Here is an 18057-nt window from a genome sequence, read left to right as displayed (position 1 = left end):
TGTGCACGGTCGGTTCGGGGCACGGTTCAGGCACCGGAACGATCCTGCCGGCGCGGTTCCGGGGTGGCGCCCCGGCGACGCGCACCGTGGTGACGGTGTGCCGCCGGGGCGTCCAGGGGACTCAGCTGTTGGAGAAGAGGATGCTGCTACCGGCACCGCTGGTGAGCAGGTCGGCGACGACGCTGCTTCCGCCATCCATCGTGAGGGTGCTGCTCCCGAGGTCGAGCGCCTGGTCGACGCTGCCGACCCCGCCGGGGGAGAAGACGACGGTGTAGCCGTAGGACAGGACCGCGTCCTGGCTGGCGGCGTCGAAGCAGGCGCCGACCACGGCATACGCGCCGGGCGTGATCGGCTTGAGCAGACCGGTGTTGACTCCGCCGTCGACCGGGCCGGTGCTGCTGGTCGACTCGGGAGCGGCGTCGGTGGTCGGGTTTCCGATGTAGTAGACCTTGCCGAGGAGGTCGAGGAAGCTGGGCCACTGGTCGGTCGGCGTCGCTGCGAGCGGCAACGCGTCCTGCGCGTCGAGGACGATCGGCAGGCAGAGGACGTTCTGGCCGACACTCTTCTGGGTGAGCGTCATTGTGATGACGTCGCCGTCGGCGCCGGCAGTGATGGTGGGGGCGGGAACGTCGGTCTCCGCGGCGGACGCGACGCCGGGCAGTGCCAGCGCAGCTGCGGCGGTGAGGGACACCGCGGCGCCGATGCCGCGGGTGACGGTCTTTCGATTCAAGGGTGAACTCCTGTGTGGTCGATGACGACAGGGTGAGTCGAGAACAGTGAAATGCATTGGGGTGGAGAAGGAGTCGTCAATGGTGGACTGTTCAAAGTTAGCGAAACGAAGAGTAACACGAAGATCTGACCGCAGAGTAGGAAATTGTGAACATGAATGCCTGCGAGCGTGTGCCTCGTCATTCGCGGGGCACCGAAGCAGGCGCCACGGCCTCACGACTGCGGTGTGCCGATTCGCACCACATGCGCCCACTCCGGTGGCAGGTCGGGAACCCGGTCGTGGTCCTGCCAACCTCTCGGGTACACCCGGGGAAACAGCCCGACGACGGTTCGGCAAGCGGGTCGGCTGCTGGGCCAGGGTGTCTCACCGTCGGTGAGGGCGACGATCACGTCGGGACAGGGCCGACCGCGCAGCGCCCTGGCGAATCCGGTGCGCAGATCCGTGCCGCCACCGCCGAACAGCGGAATGTCCTCGGCCCGGCACAGTGGGTGCACGACCCGCGCCGCCGCGTCGCACGACAGCACCGTGACGAGGTCACGGCGCCCGCCCACGGCCCGCGTGATCGCAGCCACCTCGAGCAGCGCACTGCCCAAATCCGCGTCGCTGACCGATCCGGACGTGTCGACGACGACGCTGACCCTGGGCGGGGTGCGCCGCAGGCTCGGCAGGACGGCTCCGGGCACCGCGGCGGACCGCCGCGCCGGGCGACGGTAGGTGTAGTCCCCGCCGGTGCCGGACGAGGAGGTCGCGGAGCGAATCGCCGCGCCGAGCAGGGCTCGCCACGGTTGGGTCGGGTGCAGGGTTTCCTCCGCCCACCTGCGCCATCCGCGGGGTGCGTCTCCGCGACGACCGGCGACGCTCTGTGCAACCCGGAATCGGACCACATCCTGTTGCCGGGTACTGAGTGCGTCCGCCCCGTCGGGGCCCAGCTCCCACTCCCGACGCAGCCCGTCGGCACCGCTACCGCAGTCCAGCCACGTCAGCCCGTCGGTGCAGGGGCCGAGGCCGAACTCGCGCAGATAGTCCTCCATGAGCCGACCACCGTCCAGACCCAGCATCGACGGCAGGACGGCGCCGTCGGGTGTCGGCAACCCGTCGCCGAACGCGTCGTCGTTGATCTCCGCATCGGCGGCGAGGTTCATCCGCAGTCGATCGCCGCGGGAGGTCAGGTCGTGTGCGCGGGCGTAGCGGTCGCTGCGGTCGTGGTGGTCGCGCAGCAGATGTGACACATGGTGCACCAGAAGCGAGGCCAACTCCTCCACCGGTCGCTGGGCGACGAAGGCAGGTGAGACGTAGCACCGCCAGTGCCGGTCGACTCCCATGGTCGGCACGCGAGGTGACGCGACGACGTTCAGCGCATACAGGGCGGTCGCCAGGTAGGGCCGGGCTCGGGCGGCATGCAGCCGGGCGGCGTAGATCCTGTTCGGATCGAGCACGGCCGTCATCGGCCGGCCTTCGCGGCAGCGCGGTCGGCGAGGCGGGACACCGACACGACCCCCGCGATCCGGTCGATCTCCGCGGGCACCTCCCAGTCGTCCTGCCGCAGCGTGGCAAGGGTGGTCGCCGGGACGACCACGAGATCGGGTGGCCCGGTCTGCACCGCGGTGACCAGCAGCGCCCAGGCCGCGTCCCAGCGCGCCGCGTCGGGCCGTCTGCGGACGGCGGCGACCACGGCGTCGAGCACGGCCTGACGCAGATCGCCGCGCTCGGGGAGGGCGGCGGCGGTCGGATCGGCCAGCAGCACCTCGGGGTCGGGGAGATCCATGTGATCGATGGCGGCCAGCAGCTCGAACCCGGGGCCGTCGCCGACGCTGCCCCGGACCAGCAGGGACAGCACGTCCGTCGACGCCGAGGCTGCCGTGGCGAAGGCGACGAGTCGCACCGTCATGTCCCAGCTCCGAGGGGACGGCCACGCACCGCCGCGGCGGGACTGACTGCCGGGAAGTTGATGGACGAGTGCTGGGCGAGCAGTGAGGAGCCCGCACACCGCCCGGCGGGCGAATACCACTGCATCGGAGAACTTCTCCGGGTCGAGTCGGGGCAGCGTGGCGAGCGGCCAGGTACCGCCGAGGCCCCGAACGACCACCTCGTGGTCGTGTGTCCAGTGCAGGTGTACGAAGCGGTTGGCAAGCGGTGGGCTCAGCTCCCAGCCGTCCGCTGCCGAGGACGGCGGGTTGGCCGCGGCCACGATGCGCACGCCGGGTGGGAGTTGCAGTGCCCCGATGCGTCTTTCGAGGACGACACGCAACAGGGCCGCCTGCACGGCGGGCGGTGCCGTCGACAGTTCGTCCAGGAACAGCAGGCCCCGCCCGGCGTGCACGAGCCGGACAGCCCAGTCCGGCGGGGCCATCGGAACTCCGAGTGTCGCAGGGTCGTCCCCGAGGACGGGCAGACCGGAGAAGTCGGACGGCTCGTGGACGCTGGCGATGACGGTGGTCAGGGGCAGGCCGAGGGATTCGGCGAGCTGCGTCAGGGCTGCGGTCTTGCCGATGCCCGGCTCGCCCCACAGCAGCACCGGGAGGTCCGCGGACACGGCCAGGGTGAGGGCTTCGAGCTGATCGTCGGAACGAGGTTCGGTGGTGACGGTGTCGAGCATGGCCGACAGCGTCGCGGCGCTGTCGAGTTCAGCCGTACGGGATCGGTTCGAAAGGAGTGTCGAAGGCATGTGCATCACCCGTGATGTCGAGGGAGGTTGGCAGCGTGCGGCCGTCCAGCCGCACTGCAGGACATCGGATTTCGAAGGAACACGTGGAAGGTTCAGTGGGAGCGGACGCGTCGCGATCTGTCGGCGCGCCGGGGTCGCGACGGGGGAGGTTCCACCGGCCCGGCACGGAAACTGTCGTACGTGCCGCGGCGGTCCACCGACGCCGTGAGTTCGTCCTTCAGGGGGCCGTCCCGGAGGGCGGCGTCGTGGCCGAGCAGTCCCTCGACCACGGCCAGCGCGCCGGCGAGGTCTCCGTGATCGAGACGCTCACGGACTCCGGGCAGGCAATCCGGACTGCGGTGCGCCTGGTCGATGGCCTGCAGGCAGGGGAGTGGGGTGCCCCCGAGCGCGACGAGCAGTTCCTCGCGCCGGATCTCGGTGGGGTCGTGATCGAGTGCGGTGAGTGCGCCGTCGGCAAGGCCGATCCGGTGTCGTTCGCCGCGGCAGTCCACCACGTGAAAACGATTCGCCCCGTTCGGTGTCGGGGAACGGTCGGGCGGCGACCAGCTCGGTTCCAGGGCGGCGGCGACCAGGGGGTGCAGCCGATCGACGGCGATCGCTCCCGATCGGACGAGTTCCAGGTCGGGTAGCACCCAGGTCGCGGCGTCGGGCAGCACCGGGAGAGCGGCGAGCCGTCCACGTGGGTAGCCGTTCACGAGGCGCACCGCTGCGGGACGGCCGCCGCGGACAACCGGCTCGATCACCAGGTCGTGCCGTCCGCCGCACCGAACCCGCACGGGACCGTCGCGCACCCGGTCCGCGCGGAGCAGGATGTCGCTCTCGGCAGCCCAGCGGTCCAGGGCGGCGCCCTCCGGTACCGCGTCGGCGAGGGTGTGGTCGGCGACATGAGCGGGAGGGGATTGTCCTGTGCCACAGCGTGTTGGAAGATCGGTGGATCGTCGCGCGTCCCACAGGTGTCGATGGAGGTCGAGCCGGTAGCGCCGGTTGGGGTGGGGATGGGGATGCCGGGTGGCGATGGAGCCGTCCCAGAGGGTCAGCACGATCCGCTGCCCGGCGTCCGCCCAGGCCGGTGCGGTGCGGGCCACCAGGTGTACCGAACCGTCAGTGCCGCAGGGTTTTCGGCGTTCCGGTGATCCGTACCGGGCCAGCGTGACGGTGAGCCCGGGGCGCAGCAGTCCGTCCGGGGCAACCCTCGGGAGGTGCCAGCGCAGCAGGTCGGGTGCCAGATTGTGCAGGTCGGCGAGAATCTGAGCCGCGACGTCGCGGCCGTTGTTGTGGGCGATCTCTCGCAAATCGATCTCGCTGTCGAAACCTGCTGCGGCGCAGGCGCCGGACCAGTCACCCGCGAGGCGTCGGTCGGTTGCGGTCTCGATCATGGACGGCGGCACGGCGAACTCGCGCACGCGCAGCCAGAAGGACGGTCGGGGATCGGTCCCGTTCGCGATGGGAGGGTGCATCAGCACTCACCGTGAGCGAACTGGGCCCCCAATCTTGGATCGGAGTAAGTAGGCATCGCCGCAATCGTAGCGTACCGACGCGATCTCGGCCAGTGCCTCGCCGTGGAAAGTCGTACCGTTGCGAATGATTCCTCGGTTCCGGGGAACAGGATTCGCATCGGACGGAGATGTGCAGTGAGCGATCCGCTGACCGATCTCGGCGAGATTCTGGCGTCGCTCGACGTCACGGTTCGGCCCGATCCCTACGTCTTCGCGGTTGTCGAGGCCGGGTCACCCGTGGTCGGTGACGCGCCCGCGGTGATCGTCGAGGACGAGGGCGTCACTGTGGTGGTCACAACTGCCCGTGCCCGGGACCACGACCTCGCGGATGCGCCGGCATTCGCCTGGCTGACGCTCACCGTGCATTCCTCGCTCGACGCCGTCGGGCTGACAGCGGTGGTCTCGGGCGCACTGGCAGACGCCGGGATCAGTTGCAACGTTCTGGCCGGCTACCACCACGATCACCTGCTCGTTCCGTGGGCGGCGCGACACCGTGCGGTGGCCGTCCTGCGCGCACTGCGCCCACCGGCGTGACGTGCCGCGCGGCACGAGTCGGTCTGCCACGCGACCCCGGGTGTCGGTGGCCTGTGACACGATCGCGCCATGTCCGCCATCCTCGACTACTTCACCGCACCCTCGGATCAGCACGCCGCCGCCGCGCTCGACGACCTCGTCGACGTGGAGCCCGACACGATCGACGACGCGTCCGGCCCGACTCCGGACACACTCACCCGACCGCGGATTCGTCTGGCCGCGAACGGCACCCCGGTCCTACAGGTGAAGGGCGTGGAACCGGTCGTCGCGTTGGGCAGGCTCGAGGCCGTGCTCACCGGACGTTCGTACGACGAGGTCTCGTCGGGTGCGCGTTCCGGGTCACTCGTCGCCATGAGCGACGACGGCGACTCGCTGGTGCTCACCGTCACCGACGAGTTGCGTGATGCGCTCGCCGCGCTCGATGCCGACGGTGTCGCCGCCGCCGCGCGCGCCTGGGCGATCGACGAGGACGGCGAACCCTCGGACGAGTCGGTGCCCCTTCTCGCGGCGTTCGCCGAACTGTCCGCTGGGGCCGTGGATCGCGGTGAGCGGGTCTACTGCCGCGTCCTCGTCTGAGGGTCAGCCCTGGTGGTTGTCGGGATAGGCGGTGACGGCGAGGAACCGAATCGGCAACTCCACCAACTCGTTCGGGCCGTGCAGGCCCTCCCCGTCGAGTAGTAGCGCGTCCCCGGGACGCAGGTGGTACTCGCTCTCTCCGTGCCCGTAGACCATCTCGCCCTCGAGCATGTAGAGCAGTTCGGTGCCGGGGTGCTGGAAGAGCGGGAACACCTCGCTGGCGTTGGTCAGCGTCACCAGCACCGGTTCGAGACGCTTGTGTTGGCCGCGCAGCGCGCCGAGCATCTCGTAGTGGTGACCGACGCGGGTGCCGCGACCGACGATCTCCGCGCCCTGCCCGGCCGAGGTGAAGACCGCGTCCCGGGCGGCGTCGGCGCCGCGGAACAGGGACGTCACCGGGACGTCGAGCCCTGCCGCGAGCCGGGCCAGCGTCGAGAGGCTGCAGGAGGTCTGCGCGTTCTCGATCTTCGACAGCATCGCCTTGGAGATGCCGATCTTCGCGGCCATGTCGCCCACCGAGAGTCCGCTGGCGAGGCGCAGCTTGCGCACCTGCGCGGCGATGACCCGTTCGAGGTCGACACCGGTCGGTGAGTCCGCGGGAACCTCACGCGGCGCGGTGTCGTGATGCACGGGGCGGTTCGGGCTGGACATTCACCCACAATAGCGGTGGGTTTCCCCGTGGTGGACCCGGCGCGATGAGTTCGCGGCGCGCGTCGGGTCCACCTACGTGAGGCACACTTTCCGGAGGAGGCGCGTCATGGAAACCGCACTGGATCGCGAGTTCGTCGCAACGCTGCTCAAGAGCCCCGCCAAGGGCGGGTGGACGTACGTCGTCTGGCCCGAATCCGCCGCATTCTTCGGCACCCGCGGGCTCGTGAAGGTCCGCGGCACGATCGACGGGCACCCCTTCGAGAGTTCCTTCATGGCGCTCGGCGACGGCACCCACAAACTGCCCGTCAAGGCCGCCGTCCGGGAGGTCATCGGCAAACAGGCGGGTGAATCCGTAATCGTTCGTCTGCTCGAGCGCATCGGATGACTCGTCGAGCAGACGATCGAGTTCAGAATAAGTTAACGGCAATTCACGTCGGGTGTTAACGTTCGCTCATGGCATCCGAAATCGCCGCCGGACAGACCGGAGCCGAGCGCCGCGCCCTCGACGCGCTCGAGACGACCGCACTCCGGGAATCGGCCAATTGGTTCCAGCTCCTGGCCGGCACCTCGAACGTGATCATGCAACTCTCCGCACGGCCGGTCGGTTACGGCGTCAAGGACAGCAAGGTCGACGAGGGCAACCTGTTTCTCAATCCCGCTCGCCGGCGCCGTACGACGCTCGGCTTCCTCGCGGTGGCGATCCTCGGCGGAGCGGAGGAACGGGCGGCCTACCGGCGGGCGACCAACCGGTCGCACGCGCAGGTGCGCTCCCCGGAAGGCGCGGAGGTGGCATACAACGCGTTCGATCCGACGCTGCAGCTGTGGGTCGCCGCCTGCCTGTACAAGGGGGCGGAGCAGGCCTACGAGCGTGTGCACAGGCCCCTGACGGGAGCGTTCGCCGAGCAGTTCTACCGCCAGGGAATGGTGTTCGGAACCACCTTGCAACTCCCGCGCGACGCGTGGCCCGCGACCCGGGCGGAGTTCGACGACTACTGGAACGCATCATTGGCCGCGCTCGAGGTGGACGACGCGACGCGTGACTACCTCATGCGGGTCGTGCGACTGGAGTATCTGGATCGCGCGGTGCCACCGTGGCTGATGCGCCGGCGGGTGCGGCTGGTCACCGGATATCTCGAACCGCGTTTCCGCGAGCTCATGCAGCTGGAATGGTCGGATGCCGAGGAAGTGAAGTTCGCGCGGTTCAACCGACGGGTGGCGCGGTTCCTGCGCATCGCCCCGCGCCGGGTGCGTGAACTGCCCTTCACTCGCAGCTTGCGTGACGTGCAGAAGCGACTCGCCACGGACACACCCCTGTTCTGACCCGGAAATACCGGCCATCTCGCCTCGCAGCGGGTCCCGTGAGCTCGCTACACGGATCGTGACTCCGCTGTGCGCCGGTTGTACCCAGCCGACGCGTGACCCAGGACTGCAACGGCAATGCCGAGTCGGACCTGCATTCGGTGTGAACCCGGATCGAGTCCTTGCGGATCAGGACCCGGCCGATGGTGTGAACGCCCGGCGGCAGTGGTTGAGCAACTGTCGTACCGCGGGTCGATTCGCATCCCGCCACACCAGCGCGAGCAGGGCGGGGGCGTCGGCGTCGTCGATTGTGCGGGAGACGAGGTCCGGGTAGTCGGCGGCCATCGACTCGCTCAGGATCGCAACCCCGAGGCCGCGCCGTGCCAGATCGGCGATGGCGTCGGCGGCACCGGCCTGGATCTCGGGTGTTGGTGCGAGTCCCTTTGCGGTGCAGCAATTGTCGAACACCGTGCGCAGGCCTGTACCCGGAGGCATGCACACGAGCGGCTCGCTGCACACGTCACGGAGCGTGATCGGGTCGAGCGTTGCGAGGCGGTGGCCGGCCGGCACCGTGGCGACCAGGCGTTCGCTGACGAGTGTGAGCATGTCGAGGCCGGCCGGCGAGGTTGCCGTCCCGACCAATGCGAGGTCGATGGTGCCCGCGCGGACGGCGTCGAGCAGTGTGTCCGAATTGTTCTCCGAGAGTGAGAGTTCCACGCCGGGATGAGCGCGATGGAAAGAGGCGAGTGCGTCGAACAGCGGCGTGACGGTGCAGCCGACCACCATGCCGACGGTGACCTGCCCCCGCATCAGGCCGGTGACCTCGCCGACCGCCTGGGCGAGCGCCCCCGTCGCGGCCAGTGCGGCGCGGGCGTGCTCGAGGGCCGCTTTCCCTGCGACGGTCAGGGTCGCCGTGCGCGTGGAGCGGTCGATCAGTGTCGCGCCGAGCTCCCGCTCCAGCGCCCTGATCTGCGCGCTCACACCCGACTGACTGATGTGGACGCGTTCCGCGGCCCTGGTGAAGTTGCGCTCCTCGGCGACCGCGACAAAGTACTCCAGCTGCCTCAAGTCCATGACTGCTACTTCTGGTTTCGATGAGAACAAACTATTGGACTTCTCATCCTGGGCGGTCGACGCTGGAGATGTCAACACCAGTCGACCAGGAGGTAGTCGTGTACGAGAAGGCCATGCACCCCGAGGACATCACCCGACTGTTCGTCGAGCGGTCGAATGCGGGCGACGCCGATGGGGTCGCCGCGCTCTACGCCGAGGACGCCGTCATGGCCTACCCTCCAGGTGCGACGACGGTGGGTCGCAACGCCATTCGGGAACTGTGGGCGTCGGTGCTCGCGCAGCGTCCGCACTTCGAGGCGGAGGAGCCACTGCCGACGCTCGTCAGCGGCGAACTGGCACTGACGTCGACGCCGCCGCGTGACGGTTCCGGTGCCCGCGCCCAGGTGGTGCGCAGGCAGCCCGATGGTAGTTGGCTCCGTGTTCTCGATCAGCCCGAGTTCCGCAGCCCGGCGGGCGACTCGTGACGGTGGTTCTCAGCCACGCAGCGCGTCGACGATGGGTGTCGTCCCGGTGTTGAACGGGATGGTGCGGCGCACGGTGCCGGCGTCGACGAGCGTCGCTGCCGCGACCGCTGCGACGTCCTCCCGGGACACGGACGTCTCCGCCGGAGTGGGGGAGACCTCGATGCGTGAGGTTCCGGGGTCGAGCGTCAGGGTTCCGGGGCCGAGGACCGTCCAGTCGAGGTCGGTCGCGCGGAGGTGCTCGTCGGCGGCCGCTTTGGCCTCGGCGTAGGCGAAGAACGAATTATCCTCCGGGACTCCGTGATCGGGGCGCGACCCCAGGTAGGACACCATGACGTACCGGCGGACTCCGGCCGCCGCGGCGGCGTCCATCGAGCGGATCGCGGCGTCCCGGTCGACGGCGTAGGTGCGGGCAGGGTTTCCGCCGCCGGCGCCCGCGGACCACACCACGGCGTCGTGCCCGCGCAGCACCTCCGCGATCTGCTCGGTCGACATGTTCTCGACGTCCGCGACGACCGGCGCGGCCCCCATGGCTTCGATGTCGGATGCGTGTGCGGGATTGCGGATCAGCGCGGTCACCTCGTCGCCGCGTCTGCTGAGGATCTGTTCGAGATGAAGCGCAACCTTGCCGTGTCCGCCGATGACGACGACGCGAGCCATGACCGTTCCTTCCGTTGGGAGCTGTGGTCGATTCCCAACGTACCGGCCCTTCGCACCTGTGCGCCTTTCTGGTAGCTCCAACTACCAAAAGTGCGCACAGGTGCCGGGGGCGCCTACCGCATCTCGCCTGCGCCCTCGTAGGGGTTGAGGCTGAGCAGCAGGTCGCCCTCCTCGAAGCGGGAGTACCGGAAGTCGTGCGGGTTCACGTTCGGCAGTGTTGTCTTCCCGTCGTCGAGGAGCATGTCGGCGACGAGCTTGCCGACGGCCGGGGAGATCTTGAAGCCGTGGCCGGAGAAGCCCGTTGCGAGGAACAGTCCGTCCACGGGGGCGGGGCCGATGATCGGGTTGTAGTCGGGCGTCACGTCGTAGGCGCCGACGTAGGTGCTGGTGATGCGTGGGTCGGGCATGTCCGGCAGCCGGTTGCCGAGCTTCATGATGTTCTTCTCGATGGTGCTGTCGTCGGCGCGGTTGCTGTAGTTGTCGGGGTCGATGTACTCGGGCGCCTGATGGTCCGAATTGCCGACCAGGAGTTCGCCGTTCGGCTCACGACAGATGTACTGGAGCCCTGCGAGGTCGGACAGGACCGGCACCTCGGGAGTGGGGACACCCTGGTCGACGAGTACCAGCTGGGCGCGCTGCGCCTTCACGTCGACGTCGACGCCGACGCCCGCTACCAGGTCGGGGGTCCACGGACCGGCCGCGACGACCACGTATTCGGCGTGCACCTCGGATCCGTCGGCGAGTGTGGCTCCGTAGACGCGGCCGGTGGTGTCCTGCAGCAGCGACACAACGGGAGTGCTCTGCTTGATCTTCACGCCCATCCTGCGGGCGGTCGCGGCGAACGCCATGCCGGCCATGTACGCCTCGCCGCGCCCGCCGAGGGGCTCGTAGGCGAACAGCGCGAAGTCGTCGAGGTGCAGGCCGGGCCACAGCTCGGCCATCTTGTCGTGGGCGATGAACTCCGTCGCGATGCCGAGGCCCTGCATCATCTCGATGTTCGCCTCGAGCGGCTTGACGTTGCTCTCGCCGACGCCGACGACGTAGCCGCACTGCCGGAAGGCCATGTCGTCGCCGAAGATCTCGGTGGCGCGGGTGAAGACGTCGACGCCGTACCAGGACATCGCCGCCAGCGACGGGGTGCCGTAGTGGCAGCGGACGACGCCGCTGGACTTGCCGGTCATACCCGAGCACAGGGTGTCGCGTTCGAGGACGAGGACGTCGGTCTCGCCGCGGTCGGCCAGCGAGTAGGCGATGGCGAGACCTTCGAGGCCGCCGCCGACGATGAGGAACTTGGTTGTCTGCGTCACGTGAGAATCCTTCGGTTCACGAGGCTCCCGCGGACGGGAGGTCGGCTGCTGTGTTCGGAACCCATGCGGTTTCTGTTTATGAATCAACGTCTCATATCAGGAAACTCGACGGGCATGACAAAGGGGTTACGGCATCGTCAGGACGCCGTGACGACGGGTCACCCCGTGCTGTGGGACAGGCTGATTCGTACGAGCAGGCCCCGCGCGTCGCCGAGCAGATCCACCTCCTCGTCTCGAACGACGAGGCAGTCGCCGGGATGCGCTCGGTGTGCCGCGGCCGAGGCGGCTCCGGACTTCACGAACAGCGCCGTCACGCCGTCCGTTCCGGTCCTGACGGAATCCGCACCGACGTCGACGAACTCGACCGTCGCGTCGGCCACCCCTGCATCGACCATGACGTTGAACGCCAGGGTCGCCCCGTCGGGGACGCACCGCGGCGCCGCCGCACCCTCGAACGCCACGGGACACCACGGCGACACCGACACCGTGCGGGACTCCCACTCCAGCGCGACGGCGTGCTCACCGACGACGGTGAAGATCCGGTCCTGACCGTCGAACGCGGAGAACACGGTGGGGGTCTCACCCAGATCCGCGACACTGATCCGCCAGAGCGGCTCGCCCGAAGTGCTCTCGGGCCCGACCGCGATCTCTTCGGTCACCCCGGCTCCATTCCGCCAGGGGACACGTCGCCGCTCGCCGGCTCGCACCAGGTGGACGGTCGGCATCACGCACCGGCCGTCCAGTCCGCCATCACGTCCGCGAGCGCCTGCGCGCCGATGTTGCAGTCGTCCGCTTCGGCGAACTCGTACGGGGAGTGCGAGACGCCGGTGGGGTTGCGCACGAACATCATTGCGGTGGGTACCTTCTCGGCGAGGATGCCCGCGTCGTGTCCGGCCTGGGTGGGCAGGACCGGGATGTCGCCGAGGTGCGCGAGGGCACGGCGCAGACGCTCGCGCGGCCCGGACGGGAACTCGACGATCGGCGTGATCGACTCTGCGTAGACGTCGAGTCCGATCTCGTCGACGGACGAGTGCCGGCGCGCCTCGGCCTCGATCTCGGCGACCAGCTTGGTCAACGTCTCCTCGTCGGCGGCGCGGGCGTCGAGCCACGCCTTGATCTCGGACGGAATGGCGTTGGCCCCGTTGGGAAGCACCTCGAGTTTGCCGAACGTCGCGACCGCACCGAGGTTCGCGGCGCAGGACCGGGCACTGTGCACCGACGACGCATAGGCCAGCATCGGGTCGCGCCGGTCGACGAGTCGGGTGGCCCCGGCGTGATTGGCCTCGCCGGTGAACGTGAACTGCCACCGGCCGTGCGGCCAGATCGACGACGCGACGGCGATCGGTGCGTCGACGAGGTCCAGCGCGCGACCCTGTTCCACGTGCAACTCGACGTACACGCCGACCCGGTCGACGAGGACAGGGTCCGCGCCGACGTGCTCGGGGACGCGTCCTGCCCGGGTCATCGCCTCGGCGAGGGTGATACCGTCCCGGTCCCGGAGGCCCAGTGCCCGGCTCGGTGTCAGGGCGCCGGTGGTGAGCTGGCTGCCCACGCAGGCGACGCCGAAGCGGGCGCCCTCCTCGTCGGAGAAAGCGGTGATCGCGATGGGCACCGTCGGGACCACGCCCCGCTCCCGCAGGATGTCGACCGCGGCGAACGCCGAGACGACACCCAGCGGCCCGTCGAAGGCACCGCCGTCGGGCACCGAGTCGAGGTGGGATCCGGTGACGAACGCGCCGGTCGGCTCGCCCACCCAGCCCTCCGGAAGCCACCACGCCCACAGGTTGCCGTTGCGGTCCTCCTCCACGTCCATGCCGCGGTCGGCGGCGCAGCCGCGGAACCACTCGCGCAGGGTGAGATCGGCATCGCTCCAGGCGAACCGGCGGTAGCCGCCGGTGGTCGCGTGCTTGCCGACGTCGATGATCGACGCCCACAGTGAATCGAATGCGGTCATCTCAGTACTGCCCCTGCCCGGGGATCCAGTTGGTCCCGGCGAGCGGCACACGGGCCATCGCGGACGACTCGACGGTGAGCGCCACGAGATCCTGCGGCTCCAGGTTCCGCAGGTGCGACTTGCCGCAGGCGCGGGCGATGGTCTGTGCCTCCATCGTGAGCACGCGCAGGTAGTTCGCGAGCCGGCGGCCGCCCTCGATCGGATCGAAGCGGGCCTGCAGCTCCGGATCCTGCGTGGTGATGCCTGCCGGGTCCCTCCCGTCCTGGAAGTCGTCGTAGAAGCCGGCGCCCGAGCCGAGCTTCTCGTACTCGGGCTGGTACTTGGGATCGTTGTCGCCCAGTGCGATCAGCGCGGCGGTGCCGATCGCGACCGCGTCGGCGCCGAGCGCCATCGCCTTGGCGACGTCGGCGCCGGAGCGGATGCCACCCGAGACGATCAGCTGCACGCCGCCGGGGGTGCGGTGCATGCCCATCTCCTGCAGGGCCTGCACGGCCTGTGGGATCGCGGCCAGCGTCGGGATGCCGACGTGCTCGATGAACACGTCCTGCGTCGCGGCGGTGCCGCCCTGCATGCCGTCGACCACGACGACGTCGGCGCCGGCCTTCACCGCGAGCTTGACGTCGTAGTAGGTGCGGGTGGCGCCGACCTTCACATAGATCGGCTTCTCCCAGCCGGTGATCTCGCGCAGCTCGATGATCTTGATGGCGAGATCGTCCGGACCGGTCCAGTCCGGGTGCCGGCACGCACTGCGCTGGTCGATCCCGACCGGCAGGGTACGCATTCCGGCGACACGCTCGGTGATCTTCTGGCCCAACAGCATTCCGCCGCCACCCGGCTTGGCGCCCTGCCCGAGGACGATCTCGATCGCGTCGGCCTTGCGTAGGTCGTCGGGGTTCATGCCGTAGCGGGACGGCAGGTACTGGTAGACCAGGTGCTTGGACTGACCGCGCTCCTCCGGGGTCATGCCGCCGTCGCCGGTGGTGGTCGACGTGCCGACCTCGCTGGCTCCACGCCCCAGCGCCTCCTTTGCCCGGCCCGACAACGCGCCGAAGCTCATCCCCGCGATGGTCACCGGGATGTCGAGGTGCAGAGGGAACTTCGCGTGCCTGTCACCGAGGACGACGTCGGTGTCGCACTTCTCGCGGTAGCCCTCGAGCGGGTAGCGGGACATCGACGCACCGAGGAACAGCAGGTCGTCGAAGTGCGGGAGCTTGCGCTTGGCGCCCCAGCCGCGGATGTCGTAGATGCCGGTCTCGGCGGCACGCTGGATGTCGTGGATGACGCCGCGATCGAAGGTGGCCGACTCGCGCAGTCCGGGCTGGTAGGTCGTCATGGTGTGCTCCTGATTGCTGAAAGGCAGGGTGCTGAAAGGCAGGGATTCTGCGGAGTGGGTCAGTACGCGGACGCGTTGTCGACGTGGAAGTGGTAGAGACTGCGCGCCGAGCCGTACCGGGTGAAATCGGCCGGGTCGGCGTCGAGGCCGGCGGCGTCCAGCAGTTCGCGCAGCTCCACGAGATGCTCGGCTCGCATCTCCTTCTTGACGCAGTCCGCGCCGAGCGAGGCGACGGTGCCACGCACGTAGATCCGGACCTCGTACAGCGAATCACCCAGCGCCTCACCGGCATCGCCGAGGACGACGAGCCGCCCGGCCTGGCCCATGAATGCGCTCATGTGCCCGATGTCGCCGCCGACGACGATGTCGACGCCCTTCATCGAGATGCCGCAGCGGGCTGCGGCGTTGCCCTCGATCACCAGCAGGCCGCCGTGCGCGGTGGCACCCGCGGACTGCGAGGCGTCGCCGGTGACGCGGACGGTGCCCGACATCATGTTCTCCCCGACACCCACGCCGGCGTTGCCCGCGATCGTGACAGACGCATGCTTGTTCATGCCGGCGGTGTAGTAGCCGGTGTGGCCCTCGATCGTGACGTCGAGGGGGCGGTCCAGACCGCAGGCGAGGGCGTGGGCACCCTGCGGATTGACGACCCGCACGGTGGCGGGGGACTCGGTAGCGTGCAGCGCGGCGTTGAGCTCACGCGTCGAGATCTCGGCGAGGTCGTAGGTGGTGACGGTGGGGGTGTCGGTGAGGGTCACGGTCGGCTCCGAAGGTGGTCGGGGGTGGTCGGTGATGGCGTCAGCGCACCGAGGACGTAGAGCGTCAGCGGTTCCAGACGTAGACGCGATCCGGTTCGGGTTCGAACAGGTGCGCGTCGGCGATGCCCGGGAGGTGGGCGAGTGCGCGGAACTCCGACGCCATCGCGACGTAGGCGTCGGTCTCGGCGACGATCGCGGGCTTGCAGGCGATGGGGTCGCGCACGACGGCAAAGGAATCGGCCGTGGAGACCAACAAGGTGTAGAAGCCGTCGAAGCGTTCGCCGAGGAGACGCAGGGCCTTCTCCAGGTCCGCGCCCTCGGCGAGGTGCTTGGCCACGAAGCGGGCGCCGACCTCGGTGTCGTTCTCGCTGTCGAAGACGACGCCCTCGGCCTCGAGCTCACGCTTGACCGACAGGTGGTTGGAGAACGAGCCGTTGTGGACGAGGCACTGGTCGGGCCCGACCGCGAAGGGGTGCGAACCGGCTGCGGTGACCGCGGATTCGGTGGCCATCCGGGTGTGTCCGACGCCCTGCCAGCCGGATGCCGCGGGCAGGCCGAATTCGCGGGCCAGGTCGAGCGGATCGCCCATGCCCTTGAGGACGGTGACCTCGTCGCCGAGCCCGATGACGGTCGCGCCGGGATCGACCGAGCGGATCGCCGTCGTCAGTTCGTGCGCGGGGACGGGGGCGTGCAGCACGGTGGTCGGCGGCAGGTCGATCGCGGTCACGTCGACGCCCAGTGCCGCGCTCGCGGCGGCCGCGATGCCTGGCTCGGCTCCGAGCACGGACACCGAAGCGTGTCCGGCGGGGGAGAAGGTGGGATCGCCGTAGATGGCCATGCCCGCGGAATCCGGTCCGCGGTCGACCATTTCACCGAGCATTCCGGTCAACAGTTCACCCAGTCGGGGGTGGAGGGAGGGCTCGCGGAGGTGGAGCCCGACGATTCCGCACATGTTGCAGTCTCCTGGGGTAGGGGTGGGAAGGTCAGAAGGCGGTCAGGTAGGTCTCGACCTCCCAGGGGGTGACCGAGTTGTGCCAGCTGAAGAATTCCTCGCGCTTGAGCGCGGTGAAGTAGTCGGCGACTCCGGTGCCCGCGGCGTCGAGCGTCCCGCAGACGACGGGGTCGGCTGCGAGCGCGTCCATCGCGTGCAGCAACGTCATCGGCAGGGTGTCCGGGCCGGAGCCGGCCCCGGGCTCACCGGGATCGAGGTCGCGTGCGATGCCGTCGAGTCCGGCGCCGATCGCGGCCGCCGCGGCGAGATACGGGTTGGCGGAACCGTCACCGCCGCGCAGTTCGACGCGGTTGTGGTCGGGGACGCGCAGGTAGTGGGTGCGGTCGTTGCCGCCGTAGGTGGCGTGGCGCGGTGACCAGGTGGCGCCGCTGCTGGTCGCGGTCGCCCCGGTTCGCTTGTAGGAGTTGACCGTCGGTGCGATCACACCCTGGAGAGCGCAGGCGTGTTCGAGGATGCCCGCGATGAACGCGTAGGCCGTCTTCGACAGTCCCAGGCCGCGAGGGTCGGCTGCGTCGGGGAACACGGACTCGCCGTCCCGCCACAGCGACAGGTGCATATGGAGCCCACTGCCGGTGCGGTCGGCGAACGGCTTCGGCATGAACGTGGCGGTCATGCCGCGTTCCTCCGCGAGCACGGAGATCAGGTAGCGCAGCGTCACGACACGGTCGGCGGTGGTCAGCGCGTCCGCATAGTTGAAGTTCTGTTCGAACTGGCCGTTGCCGTCCTCGTGGTCGTTGGCGTAGTTGCCCCAGCCCAGCGAGTTCATGGCCGCGGAGATCGAGGTCAGGTGCTCGTACATGCGGGTCACGTCGCGGGCGTCGTAGCAGGGCTGACGGGAGGTGTCGAGGGCGTCGGCGGTGCGCAGGCCGCCGGTCTCGTCCTTGTTGACGAGGAAGTACTCGATCTCGGCGCCGACGTTGACGTCGAGGCCCTGCTCGGCAGCCTGCGCGAGCACGTTCTTGAGGATGACGCGGGGGGCGAAGGGCCAGGGCTTGCCCTCGACGTACGGGTCGCAGTGCACGAGCGCGAGACCCGGGCGCACGAAGGGGATCGGGGTGAACGAGGACGGATCGGGAATGGCGACGAGGTCGGGGTCCTTCGGTTCCTGACCCATCGCACCCGCGGCGTAGCCGGCGAACCCGACACCGTCGGTCGCCAGCTCGTCGACGGCCTCGACCGGGACCAGCTTCGCGCAGGGCTTTCCGGCCAGGTTGACGAAGATCGCGAGGATGAAGCGGGTGCCGGTGGCGTGGGCCAGGCCGGCGAGGTCGGTGGGGTCACCGTCGGGCGACGAGGGTAGGCGCATCACGGTGAGGTCGGTGGTGTCGAGCGTCATCAGGGCTCCTGGTCATCTCGGCTGCGAGTCGTTCGCGTGGTGTCGGCGGTAGGTGCCGGTTCCTGCTGGGCTCCTAGCGGTGTTTCACTGGGTGAATCGCTGTCGAATATCAGGAAACATAGCACGCATGACGGGCGTGTTACGGCCGCGTCAGGTTGCTGTGACGAGTTCTCGTACCCGGCGGAGATCGAATCCCGTTGAGGGAGAGAGG

General features: G+C 69.2%; 19 protein-coding genes. 5 read left to right on the top strand and 14 right to left on the bottom strand.

The window, feature by feature from the left end; genetic code table 11:
- Positions 1-121: 121 nt before the first annotated feature.
- From ACFSJG_RS26840 to ACFSJG_RS26825, 4 genes are all read right to left on the bottom strand, one after another.
- Positions 122-730, bottom strand: a complete 609-nt coding sequence (locus ACFSJG_RS26840; protein WP_378488297.1) for a hypothetical protein — start codon at positions 728-730, stop codon at positions 122-124.
- Between the two features lie 212 nt (positions 731-942).
- Entirely contained in the window at positions 943-2175 is a 1233-nt protein-coding gene (locus ACFSJG_RS26835; protein ID WP_378488296.1) for a vWA domain-containing protein, read from the bottom strand.
- A complete protein-coding gene (locus ACFSJG_RS26830; RefSeq protein WP_378488295.1) occupies positions 2172-3401 on the bottom strand; it encodes an AAA family ATPase in 1230 nt (409 codons plus the stop codon). Before ACFSJG_RS26830 ends, ACFSJG_RS26835 begins: the two co-directional genes overlap by 4 nt.
- Before the next feature lie 86 nt (positions 3402-3487).
- Positions 3488-4858 (bottom strand): hypothetical protein, encoded by a 1371-nt coding sequence (locus tag ACFSJG_RS26825; RefSeq protein ID WP_465270033.1) that lies wholly within the window; start codon positions 4856-4858, stop codon positions 3488-3490.
- Positions 4859-5026: 168 nt separating this feature from the next.
- Here ACFSJG_RS26825 and ACFSJG_RS26820 point away from each other — a divergent pair, with 168 nt between their 5' ends.
- Together ACFSJG_RS26820 and ACFSJG_RS26815 are read left to right on the top strand one after the other, a co-directional pair.
- Positions 5027-5425, top strand: a complete 399-nt coding sequence (locus ACFSJG_RS26820; RefSeq protein WP_378488293.1) for an ACT domain-containing protein — start codon at positions 5027-5029, stop codon at positions 5423-5425.
- A gap of 69 nt (positions 5426-5494) precedes the next feature.
- On the top strand, positions 5495-6001 hold the full coding sequence (locus ACFSJG_RS26815) for a hypothetical protein (RefSeq protein WP_378488292.1): 507 nt from the start codon (positions 5495-5497) through the stop codon (positions 5999-6001).
- Positions 6002-6004: 3 nt separating this feature from the next.
- Here ACFSJG_RS26815 and ACFSJG_RS26810 read toward each other — a convergent pair whose 3' ends face one another.
- The gene (locus tag ACFSJG_RS26810; protein ID WP_378488291.1) at positions 6005-6652 is read right to left on the bottom strand and encodes a helix-turn-helix domain-containing protein; all 648 of its coding nucleotides are present in this window, start codon (positions 6650-6652) and stop codon (positions 6005-6007) included.
- Positions 6653-6758: 106 nt separating this feature from the next.
- Between ACFSJG_RS26810 and ACFSJG_RS26805 the strand changes: the two genes are divergently transcribed.
- Both ACFSJG_RS26805 and ACFSJG_RS26800 read left to right on the top strand, forming a co-directional pair.
- A complete protein-coding gene (locus ACFSJG_RS26805; RefSeq protein ID WP_378488290.1) occupies positions 6759-7037 on the top strand; it encodes a DUF1905 domain-containing protein in 279 nt (92 codons plus the stop codon).
- A gap of 68 nt (positions 7038-7105) precedes the next feature.
- Entirely contained in the window at positions 7106-7972 is an 867-nt protein-coding gene (locus tag ACFSJG_RS26800) for an oxygenase MpaB family protein (protein ID WP_378488289.1), read from the top strand.
- A 168-nt stretch (positions 7973-8140) separates the two neighbouring features.
- Here ACFSJG_RS26800 and ACFSJG_RS26795 read toward each other — a convergent pair whose 3' ends face one another.
- Positions 8141-9025 (bottom strand): LysR family transcriptional regulator, encoded by an 885-nt coding sequence (locus ACFSJG_RS26795; protein ID WP_378488288.1) that lies wholly within the window; start codon positions 9023-9025, stop codon positions 8141-8143.
- A gap of 113 nt (positions 9026-9138) precedes the next feature.
- Here ACFSJG_RS26795 and ACFSJG_RS26790 point away from each other — a divergent pair, with 113 nt between their 5' ends.
- Positions 9139-9489, top strand: a complete 351-nt coding sequence (locus ACFSJG_RS26790) for a YybH family protein (RefSeq protein WP_378488357.1) — start codon at positions 9139-9141, stop codon at positions 9487-9489.
- A gap of 9 nt (positions 9490-9498) precedes the next feature.
- Here the strand turns inward: ACFSJG_RS26790 and ACFSJG_RS26785 are convergent, their stop codons facing one another.
- From ACFSJG_RS26785 to glnT, 8 genes are all read right to left on the bottom strand, one after another.
- Complete coding sequence (locus ACFSJG_RS26785; protein WP_378488287.1) at positions 9499-10146, bottom strand: SDR family oxidoreductase; 648 nt, start codon at positions 10144-10146, stop codon at positions 9499-9501.
- Positions 10147-10259: 113 nt separating this feature from the next.
- Positions 10260-11453: an NAD(P)/FAD-dependent oxidoreductase gene (locus tag ACFSJG_RS26780; protein ID WP_378488286.1), complete on the bottom strand. Its 1194-nt coding sequence runs from the start codon at positions 11451-11453 to the stop codon at positions 10260-10262.
- Positions 11454-11611: 158 nt separating this feature from the next.
- Positions 11612-12178 carry a HutD/Ves family protein gene (locus ACFSJG_RS26775; RefSeq protein WP_378488285.1) on the bottom strand — a complete coding sequence of 189 codons (567 nt, stop codon included), beginning with the start codon at positions 12176-12178 and terminating at the stop codon, positions 11612-11614.
- Positions 12178-13407 (bottom strand): allantoate amidohydrolase, encoded by a 1230-nt coding sequence (locus ACFSJG_RS26770; RefSeq protein WP_378488284.1) that lies wholly within the window; start codon positions 13405-13407, stop codon positions 12178-12180. Before ACFSJG_RS26770 ends, ACFSJG_RS26775 begins: the two co-directional genes overlap by 1 nt.
- A gap of 1 nt (position 13408) precedes the next feature.
- Positions 13409-14740, bottom strand: a complete 1332-nt coding sequence (locus ACFSJG_RS26765) for an FMN-binding glutamate synthase family protein (RefSeq protein ID WP_378488283.1) — start codon at positions 14738-14740, stop codon at positions 13409-13411.
- Positions 14741-14799: 59 nt separating this feature from the next.
- On the bottom strand, positions 14800-15498 hold the full coding sequence (locus ACFSJG_RS26760; protein ID WP_378488282.1) for a GltB/FmdC/FwdC-like GXGXG domain-containing protein: 699 nt from the start codon (positions 15496-15498) through the stop codon (positions 14800-14802).
- A 64-nt stretch (positions 15499-15562) separates the two neighbouring features.
- Positions 15563-16450 carry a class II glutamine amidotransferase domain-containing protein gene (locus ACFSJG_RS26755; protein ID WP_378488281.1) on the bottom strand — a complete coding sequence of 296 codons (888 nt, stop codon included), beginning with the start codon at positions 16448-16450 and terminating at the stop codon, positions 15563-15565.
- 31 nt (positions 16451-16481) lie between these two features.
- Complete coding sequence (gene glnT, locus ACFSJG_RS26750) at positions 16482-17846, bottom strand: type III glutamate--ammonia ligase (protein WP_378488280.1); 1365 nt, start codon at positions 17844-17846, stop codon at positions 16482-16484.
- Between the last annotated feature and the right edge of the window lie 211 nt (positions 17847-18057).

This window comes from Rhodococcus gannanensis (genome assembly GCF_042681175.1).
GTDB lineage: Bacteria > Actinomycetota > Actinomycetes > Mycobacteriales > Mycobacteriaceae > Rhodococcus_G > Rhodococcus_G gannanensis.
Note: the sequence above shows the minus strand (reverse complement) of the source record. Positions and strands in the feature narration are given on the sequence as shown.